We start from the raw sequence: 7,425 nt of genomic DNA on the forward strand, positions 1-7,425 counted from the left end.
GCGTCCTCGGCGAGCGCGGGCGCGACCTCTGCCGCCTCGCCGCCATGCGCCGTAACGCGCCCGTCCGGCGCCAGGTCTAGGTCGAGCCGGCCGACGAAGCGGCCGAGCGCGCCGGCCTGCACGATGCGCACCGCGCGGTCCGGCCCGTCCACCACCACGGGATGCGGCCCCGCCGCGCCCGGGATGTTGGCGAGGATTGTGTGCGAATGACCGCCGACGATCACGTCCACGCCGCGGATGCGCTGCGCCAAGCGCTGGTCGGCCGCGAGCCCGCGATGCGACAGCAGCACGACCGTCGCGGGGCCCGCCGCGCGCGCCTCGGCGATGGCGCGCTCCGCCGCTTCCTCGGAGTTGCGGAAGCGGAGCCGCGGGCCGGGCGAGGCGATGGTCGGCGTCTCCTCGGTGATCAGGCCGATCACCGCGATGCGCGCGCCGCCGTGCTGGAAGACCGTGAAGGGCCGCACGAGGCCGTGCAGCGCGGGCTCGTCCGTCGTGTCGAGGTTGGCGGCCAGCACCGGCGCGCCGAGCGCGCGGATGTAGCGCGCCGCATTTTCAGGCCCGTGGTCGAATTCGTGGTTGCCGAGCGCCATGGCCTGCACGCCCCAGGCCTGCTGGATCGCGGCTTCGGCCAGGCCGCGATGCACCGTGTAGAACAGGCTGCCCATGAACTGGTCGCCGCCGTCGAGCGCCAGCACGCCGCGCCCTTCTCCGGCAGCCGCGGCGCGCGCGGCCTTCACCGCGCCCACCAGTCGCGCGCTGCCGCCCAGGCAGGGCTGGTCCGCGCGACACGCCGCGCCATTGGCCTGCGCGCCTTCGTGGCGACTGTGGAAGTCGTTGAGGTGAAGCAGGCTGACCCTGGTCGCGCCTTGCGCGGCTGCGGGGCGGAGCGCGGGCAGGGCGAGGCCTGCCGCGAGAAGCGTGCGGCGAGAGAGCATGCCGCCACTTAACCGGCCGCGGGGCCCGCTGTCATGTGCGATCGACAGCCAGCCAGCGTCCGGTTCAGGCCGTCCCGCGTCAGGTGGTCCGGGCATCGCCGTCCGCGAGCCTGCGGCGCGTCCCCATGCGGACGCCGAGGACCGTGGCGATGGCGCCGGCGAGCACCGCGCCCCAGGAAATGCGTGGCGGCAGCGCCGGGGCACCTTCCGGAACGGCGCTGGCGGCGCCCAGCGGGCGTCGGTCATCGTGGTGCGGGCCCGCAGAAATCCTCGCGCGCGGCTCAAGGCGCCCGGCCTGCACCCGGTGCGCCGAGGGGTGCTTGCCGAGACCCTCCGACAGGGGGAGAATCGCTGCGTGGGCGCTTGCGGGAAGTGCCCGGCGGGCCAGCCGCCTTCGTCCCGCCACCTCGCGTCTCTCGCCGCGGGGCGCTGACCGGATGGTGGGATGCAGGTCTATCTGCCGATCGCCGAGATGTCGGTGGATGCCCTGCTGCTGCTGGGCATCGGCTTCGGCGTGGGCTGGCTCTCGGGCCTGTTCGGCGTGGGCGGCGGCTTCCTGCTGACGCCGCTGCTGATCCTTATCGGCATCCCCTCCGCCGTCGCGGTGGGATCGGGTGCGAACCAGACGCTCGGCGCCTCCGTCTCCGGCCTGATCGCGCAGTGGCGGCGCGGCAACGTGGATGTGCGGATGGGCTCGGTGCTGCTGGTCGGCGGCTTCGTCGGCTCCTTCGCCGGCGTGCAGCTCTTCGCCTTCCTCCGCCGTGCGGGGCAGGTCGACCTCGCCGTCGCCATCTTCTACGTGGTCGTGCTGGGCACGGTCGGCGCGCTGATGGTGCGCGAGAGCGTCGGTGCGATCCTGCGCCGCAAGGGCAGCCGGCCGGCGCGGCTGCACGAGCATTTCTGGATCCACGGCCTGCCGCTGAAGATGCGGTTCCGGAAGTCGCGGCTCTACATCTCCGTCATCCCGCCACTGCTGGTCGGCTTCTTCATCGGCCTGCTCTCCGCCGTGATGGGCGTCGGGGGCGGCTTCATGCTCGTGCCCGCGATGATCTACCTGCTCGGGATGCCGACCTCGATCGTCATCGGCACCTCGCTGTTCCAGGTCGTCTTCGTGACCGCCAACGTGACCTTCCTGCAAGCGGTCCAGATCGGCAGCGTGGACATCGTGCTGACCATGCTGCTGCTGGCCGGCGGCGTGGCCGGCGCGCAGTTCGGCGCGGCCATGGGCGGCAAGCTGCGCGGCGAGGAGACCCGCGCGCTGCTCGGCGTCCTGGTGCTCGCGGTGGCCGGCGCGCTGCTGTGGGACCTGCTGCGGGTCCCGGGTGAGCTGTTCGTGATCGGGCCGGCGCCGTGACTCACCCGCAGCCCCACACCGTCGCCTGGCGCGGCGCGCTGGCCGCGATCGGCCTGCTCGCGAGCCTCGGCGTCGCACGGGCGCAGCCCGCGCCCGTGCCGCCACCGCCGCTCGCCGCCGAACTCGCGGAGCGGCGCATCGAGGTGACGACCGCCTTCACCGGCGGCGAGATTCTCGTCTTCGGCGCGACCGAGCGGCTGATCGGCGAGCGCGGCGACGAGATCGTCGTGCTCGCGACCGGCCCGCTCACCTCCATGGTGGTGCGCGAGAAGATCCAGGTGCTCGGCTTCTGGATCAACGGCCCGACAGCGCGGTTCAACCGGATCCCCGCCTATTGGGCCCTCGCCGGGACACGGGCGGTGGAGGAGATGCTGGCCGCCGACGAGCGCGGCGAGCAGCGGCTCGGACTCGATCTCATCCCGCTGCCGCAGCTCGGCGCGCGGGGGCCGCAGTTCCGGGATGCGCTGCGGGAGCTGAAGCAGCGCGACGGGCTGTGGGTGGACCAGGCGGCGCCGGTCGAGGTCTCGGGCGGGCGGCTGTTCCATGCGCGGCTGCCGGTGCCGTCCACCGTCACGACCGGCACCTATCGCGTGCAGGTGATGCTGGTGCGCGCCGGCCGGGTGGCGGCGCGGCAGGAGCTGCAGCTCGACGTCGTGCGTGTCGGCACGGCGGCGCAGATCGCCGATGTCGCGCGCAACCAGCCGATGCTGTACGGGCTGGCCTGCGTGGTCCTCGCTGCCCTGGCCGGCTGGCTCGGCAGCGTCCTGTTCCGGAGGAGCTGATGGGCGAGACAGCAGCCGAGGCGGCGGCCCAGGCCCGCCGCGACCGCGTGTTCCTCGTGGTGGTCGACGACAGCGCGGAGCGCCGGGTGGCGCTGCGCTACGCCGCGCTGCGCGCGAAGAAGAGCGGCGGGCGCGTGGCGCTGCTGCGGGTGATCGAGCCGGCCGGCCAGGTCGAATGGGCGGGTGTCGGCGCCATGCTGGCGGAGGAGCGGCGGCAGGATGCCGAAAAGCTGCTCTCCGCCATGGCGGCCGAGGTGAACGAGATCACCGGCGGCATTCCCATCCTGCTGATCCGGGAGGGCGATCCGCGCGACGAGCTGCTCGCGCTGCTCGAGGAGGATCCGCGCATCTCGATCCTCGTGCTTGCCGCGGCGACCGGCGGGTCGGGGCCGGGCCCGCTGATCTCTGCGCTGGCCGGGCGCTACGCGGCGAAGCTCGCCGTGCCGATGACGATCGTGCCCGGCGACCTCAGCGAAGAGGAACTGGAGCGCGTCACCTGACGCGTCACGCGCTTCACATCGCGCGGATGCCGGCGTTGCGGATCAGCGGGATCCAGACCGCGCGCTCGGCCGCATAGAAGGCGTCCACCTCGCGCGGGGACTTGGCAGGGCCGATCGGCTCGCTGCCCATGCCCTCCAGCCTTTCGCGCAGTTCGGGCCGCGCCAGCAGGCCGGCGAGCTGCGCGTTCAGCCGCTCCGCCACCGCGTCGGGCAGCGCGGCCGGCGCCGCGATCGAGTTCCAGGTCCCGCCGGTGAAGCCAGGCAGCCCGGCCTCGGCCATCGTCGGGATGTCGGGAGCGGCGGGCAGGCGGCGCTCGGCGGCGATGCCGAGGATGCGCAGCCGGCCGGCGCGGTGATGCGGCAGCGCGGTAACCGCGGCGTCGAACATGAAGGTCAGGCGCCCGGCCATCAGGTCGGTCAGCGCCAGCGCGCTCGACTGGTAGGGCACATGCACGAGGTCGCCGCGCGTGATCTCGGCCGCCTGCGCGAAGCGCGCGCCGACGACATGGGTCGTCGTGCCCGCCGGCCCCGAGCCGTACTGCATCGGCCCCTGCTCGATCCGCATGCGGCCGAGAAGGCCTGGCAGATCGGTGGCGGACTCGCCGGCCGGGACGCAGAGCGCCATCGGCACGCGGTTGACGAAGGCCACGCCGCGGATCGCGCGCTCGACATCCACCGGCAGGCTGTCGAAGAGCGCGAGGTTCATCACGAGCTGGGAGACGGTGCCGAAGAGCAGCGTCTCGCCATCCGGCGCGGCGCGCGCCACCGCTTCGACCGCGCGGGAGCCGGCGGCGGCGGGCTGGTTCTCGACCAGCACGCGACGGCCGAGCTCGGGCTCCCAGGCGGCGGCGAGCAGACGGGCGACGACATCGGCATTCGCGCCGGCCGCCGAGGCGACGACCAGGCGGAGCGGCTGCGACTGCGCGCGTGCCACCGTTGGCACTGCGAGCAGCGGGATGGCGCGCAGCAGGGTGCGGCGGGACAGGCGGGCGGGGTGGCGTGGGGTCATGTGGTGTCTCCGGCCGCCCCCTTATGCAATTGCGAATCATTCGCATCAAGAGGGATGAGCCACGCCTGCCCCCGCCGTTGCAGCAGGCCGGAAAACGGACCACATAGGTCTGCAATCAAAGAGCCAGCGCAACGGACTGCGACACGATGTTCATCGAGACGGAAGGCACCCCGAACCCCGCCACCCTCAAGTTCCTGCCTGGGCGGGACGTGATGGGCGGGCGCGGCACCGCCGACTTCACCGGCGCCGCCGAGGCCGAGGGGCGAAGCCCGCTTGCGGCCCGCATCTTCGGCGTCGGCGACGTGGCGCGCGTGTTCCTGGGCAATGACTTCGTCACGGTGACCAAGGCCGAGGACGCCGACTGGCAGCGCCTCAAGCCGCGCGTGCTCGGCGCCATCATGGAGCACTACCTGGCCGGCCTGCCGGTCGTGGAGGGCGTCGAGGAAGCGGTCGAGGACGAGGATTTCGACGCCGCCGACGGCGAGGTCGTGGCGCAGATCAAGGAACTGCTCGACACCCGCGTCCGCCCGGCGGTGGCCGGCGATGGCGGCGACATCGTCTTCCGCGGCTTCCGCGAGGGGGTCGTGCGCCTGCGGATGCAGGGCGCGTGCAGCGGCTGCCCCTCCTCCCGCGCCACGCTGAAGCACGGCGTCGAGACCATGCTGCGGCACTACGTGCCGGAGGTGGTCCGCGTGGAGCAGGTCGAGGCCTGATCCGGCCGGCGCCGGGCTGACGGCGCCGCCCCACCATTCATGCTGGTGATGACGGTCATGCGCGCGCCCCGGGCTGGAGCGCGCATGGCCCGCCCCATATGCGCGCCAGACGCAACCATCCGGAGCGCGCCGTGCTGTCCGATCCGACCACCCTCGACGACAAGGCCCTCGACCAGCTCTTCCGCGAGGCCCGCACCCAGAACGCCTGGCAGGACCGGCCGGTGCCGGACGCCAAGCTCGAGGAGGTCTACAACCTCCTGAAGTTCGCCCCGACCTCGGCCAATTCCTCGCCCGCGCGCTTCGTCTTCGTGCGCACGGCGGAGGGCAAGGCGAAGCTGAAGCAGGCGCTGAGCCCGGGCAATGTCGAGAAGACGATGACCGCGCCGGTCACCGTGATCGTCGCGCATGACGTCGAGTTCTACGAGAAGCTGCCCTTCCTCTTCCCGCATGCCGATGCGCGGTCGTGGTTCGCGGGCAACCCGGCCTTCGCCGAGACCTCCGCCTTCCGCAACGGCACGCTGCAGGGCGCCTACCTAATGATCGCGGCACGCTCGGTCGGGCTCGATGTCGGCGCGATGAGCGGCTTCGACAACACGAAGGTCGACGAGCTTTTCCTGGCCGGCACCACCTGGAAGTCGAACTTCCTGGTCAACCTCGGCTACGGCGATCCGGCGGGGCTGTTCCCGCGCAGCCCGCGCCTGTCCTTCGACGAGGCTTGCCGCCTGGAGTAGAGGCGGGCCGAGGATCCCACCCTCACCCCGACCCTCTCCCGCCCAGGCGGGAGAGGGAGAGAGCCGTACCATGCCAACGCGCCGCCCCCCGGTACCCTGCCGTGGTTTCGCCACGGCAGATGAACCATAAGGGCAGAACTGGCGCTAATGCGGGGCCCCCGCGGCGGCGCCGAAGGCGCCGTCGTGGGGCGTCAAGCCGCCTGCTGCGTGTTCCGTCCCGCATGCGGGTCGAGGCGGTAGCCGCCACCTTCGGTGAGAAGAAGGCGCGCCTGGGACGGGTCCGGCTCGATCTTCTGGCGGAGGCGGTAGATATGCGTCTCGAGCGTGTGCGTCGTGACCGCGCTGTTGTAGCCCCAGACCTCGTTCAGCAGGATCTGCCGGCCGACCGGTCGCCCGCCGGCGCGGTAGAGGTACTTCAGGATCGCCGCCTCCTTCTCGGTCAGGCGGATCTTCCGGTTGCGTGCCGCCTCGAGCAGCAGCTTCGCAGAGGGACGGAAGGTGTAGGGGCCGACGGTGAACACCGCGTCCTCGGAGTTGTCGAAGACGCGCAGCTGCGCGCGCAGCCGGGCCGTCAGCTCGCTCACCCGGAAGGGCTTCGCGATGTAGTCGTTCGCGCCGGAATCCAGCCCGCGGACGATGTCCTGCTCCTGGTCCGCGCCGGTGAGCATGAGGATCGGCATGCGATGCCCCTGCTTGCGCAGCCTGGCGCAGAGTTCTCGCCCGTCGCCGTCGGGCAGCCCGATGTCGAGGATGATCGCATCGTAGCGAGCATCCTCCGCCGCGAGCCGCGCCAGCGCCTCGGTCGCGCTGCCGGCCTGCTCGGGGGCGAACTCGCCGTCATGCGCCAGCTGCTCGGACAGCGTCTCGCGCAGCGCTTCGTCGTCGTCCACGACGAGGATCGGTCGGGGACCGGCCATGTTCGCTCCGCTCCAAGAGGGTCCGGGAGGCGTCGTCCTCCCGTCGCCTGCGCCATGCAAGGATCACGCGACAGTCCAAGACTGCCACCCCCTTGCTCACGGACCGGACATTGCCGCACCGTTCACGGGCTGGGCAAGTGTTGTAACGCCTCACGGAGGATCACCTCCGCTTGACGTGCGGAATGTTTTTGCGCCGTTCGGCCCTCCCAAACGCCTTGTACGCGCCACATTCGGCTTCGTGAATCGGCCGGCCAGCCACGGACAGATCGAATGACACTGACAGGACACGTCGCCTCACACCTGCGCGAGCACGCACGTGACGAAGGGGCCACCGGCCCGGACGAGGCGGCGCGGGCGCTGCGCGCCGTGCATCGCGCGATGGCCGAGCTGCGGCGCGGGACGCCCGTGATCCTGCGCGGCGCCGACGGACCGCTGGTCGCCGCCGCGGCCGAGACGGTGTCGGCGCGGAGCCTGGCGGACCTCG

8 protein-coding genes and 1 pseudogene are annotated in these 7,425 nt (G+C 72.3%); 6 read left to right on the forward strand and 3 right to left on the reverse strand.

Annotated elements, in window-relative coordinates; all coding sequences use genetic code 11:
* On the reverse strand, positions 1 to 935 hold a 935-nt coding region (locus tag L2I40_RS15075), incomplete at its 3' end, for a metallophosphoesterase (protein WP_237216026.1).
* Positions 936 to 1,380: 445 nt separating this feature from the next.
* Here L2I40_RS15075 and L2I40_RS15080 point away from each other — a divergent pair.
* The 3 genes from L2I40_RS15080 to L2I40_RS15090 are packed head-to-tail and all read left to right on the forward strand — an operon-like array spanning position 1,381 to position 3,571.
* Positions 1,381 to 2,289, forward strand: coding sequence for a sulfite exporter TauE/SafE family protein (locus tag L2I40_RS15080; protein WP_237216027.1), 909 nt, complete (start codon positions 1,381 to 1,383; stop codon positions 2,287 to 2,289).
* Positions 2,286 to 3,071: a TIGR02186 family protein gene (locus L2I40_RS15085; protein ID WP_237216028.1), complete on the forward strand. Its 786-nt coding sequence runs from the start codon at positions 2,286 to 2,288 to the stop codon at positions 3,069 to 3,071. Before L2I40_RS15080 ends, L2I40_RS15085 begins: the two co-directional genes overlap by 4 nt.
* Positions 3,071 to 3,571 carry a universal stress protein gene (locus L2I40_RS15090; RefSeq protein WP_237216029.1) on the forward strand — a complete coding sequence of 167 codons (501 nt, stop codon included), beginning with the start codon at positions 3,071 to 3,073 and terminating at the stop codon, positions 3,569 to 3,571. Before L2I40_RS15085 ends, L2I40_RS15090 begins: the two co-directional genes overlap by 1 nt.
* Before the next feature lie 13 nt (positions 3,572 to 3,584).
* Here L2I40_RS15090 and L2I40_RS15095 read toward each other — a convergent pair whose 3' ends face one another.
* The gene (locus L2I40_RS15095) at positions 3,585 to 4,580 is read right to left on the reverse strand and encodes a Bug family tripartite tricarboxylate transporter substrate binding protein (RefSeq protein WP_237216030.1); all 996 of its coding nucleotides are present in this window, start codon (positions 4,578 to 4,580) and stop codon (positions 3,585 to 3,587) included.
* A gap of 146 nt (positions 4,581 to 4,726) precedes the next feature.
* On the opposite strand from L2I40_RS15095, the gene L2I40_RS15100 reads away from it, so the two are divergent.
* Both L2I40_RS15100 and L2I40_RS15105 read left to right on the forward strand, forming a co-directional pair.
* Entirely contained in the window at positions 4,727 to 5,293 is a 567-nt protein-coding gene (locus L2I40_RS15100) for a NifU family protein (protein WP_237216031.1), read from the forward strand.
* Positions 5,294 to 5,391: 98 nt separating this feature from the next.
* A complete protein-coding gene (locus L2I40_RS15105; protein WP_237216032.1) occupies positions 5,392 to 6,024 on the forward strand; it encodes a malonic semialdehyde reductase in 633 nt (210 codons plus the stop codon).
* Between the two features lie 191 nt (positions 6,025 to 6,215).
* Here the strand turns inward: L2I40_RS15105 and L2I40_RS15110 are convergent, their stop codons facing one another.
* Positions 6,216 to 6,941 carry a response regulator transcription factor gene (locus tag L2I40_RS15110; protein ID WP_237216033.1) on the reverse strand — a complete coding sequence of 242 codons (726 nt, stop codon included), beginning with the start codon at positions 6,939 to 6,941 and terminating at the stop codon, positions 6,216 to 6,218.
* Between the two features lie 270 nt (positions 6,942 to 7,211).
* Here L2I40_RS15110 and L2I40_RS15115 point away from each other — a divergent pair.
* Positions 7,212 to 7,425: pseudogene (locus L2I40_RS15115) on the forward strand (hypothetical protein); the annotation flags it as partial.

It is taken from the genome of Falsiroseomonas oryziterrae, from assembly GCF_021864505.1.
In the GTDB taxonomy this organism is placed as follows: domain Bacteria; phylum Pseudomonadota; class Alphaproteobacteria; order Acetobacterales; family Acetobacteraceae; genus Falsiroseomonas; species Falsiroseomonas oryziterrae.

Bases quoted from the DNA above. Each gene is read 5' to 3' on its own strand.
- L2I40_RS15105 (WP_237216032.1), top strand. From the start codon at position 5,392: ATGCGCGCCAGACGCAACCATCCGGAGCGCGCCGTGCTGTCCGATCCG.
- L2I40_RS15095 (WP_237216030.1), bottom strand. From the start codon at position 4,580: ATGACCCCACGCCACCCCGCCCGCCTGTCCCGCCGCACCCTGCTGCGC.
- L2I40_RS15080 (WP_237216027.1), top strand. From the start codon at position 1,381: ATGCAGGTCTATCTGCCGATCGCCGAGATGTCGGTGGATGCCCTGCTG.
- L2I40_RS15100 (WP_237216031.1), top strand. From the start codon at position 4,727: ATGTTCATCGAGACGGAAGGCACCCCGAACCCCGCCACCCTCAAGTTC.
- L2I40_RS15090 (WP_237216029.1), top strand. From the start codon at position 3,071: ATGGGCGAGACAGCAGCCGAGGCGGCGGCCCAGGCCCGCCGCGACCGC.
- L2I40_RS15110 (WP_237216033.1), bottom strand. From the start codon at position 6,941: ATGGCCGGTCCCCGACCGATCCTCGTCGTGGACGACGACGAAGCGCTG.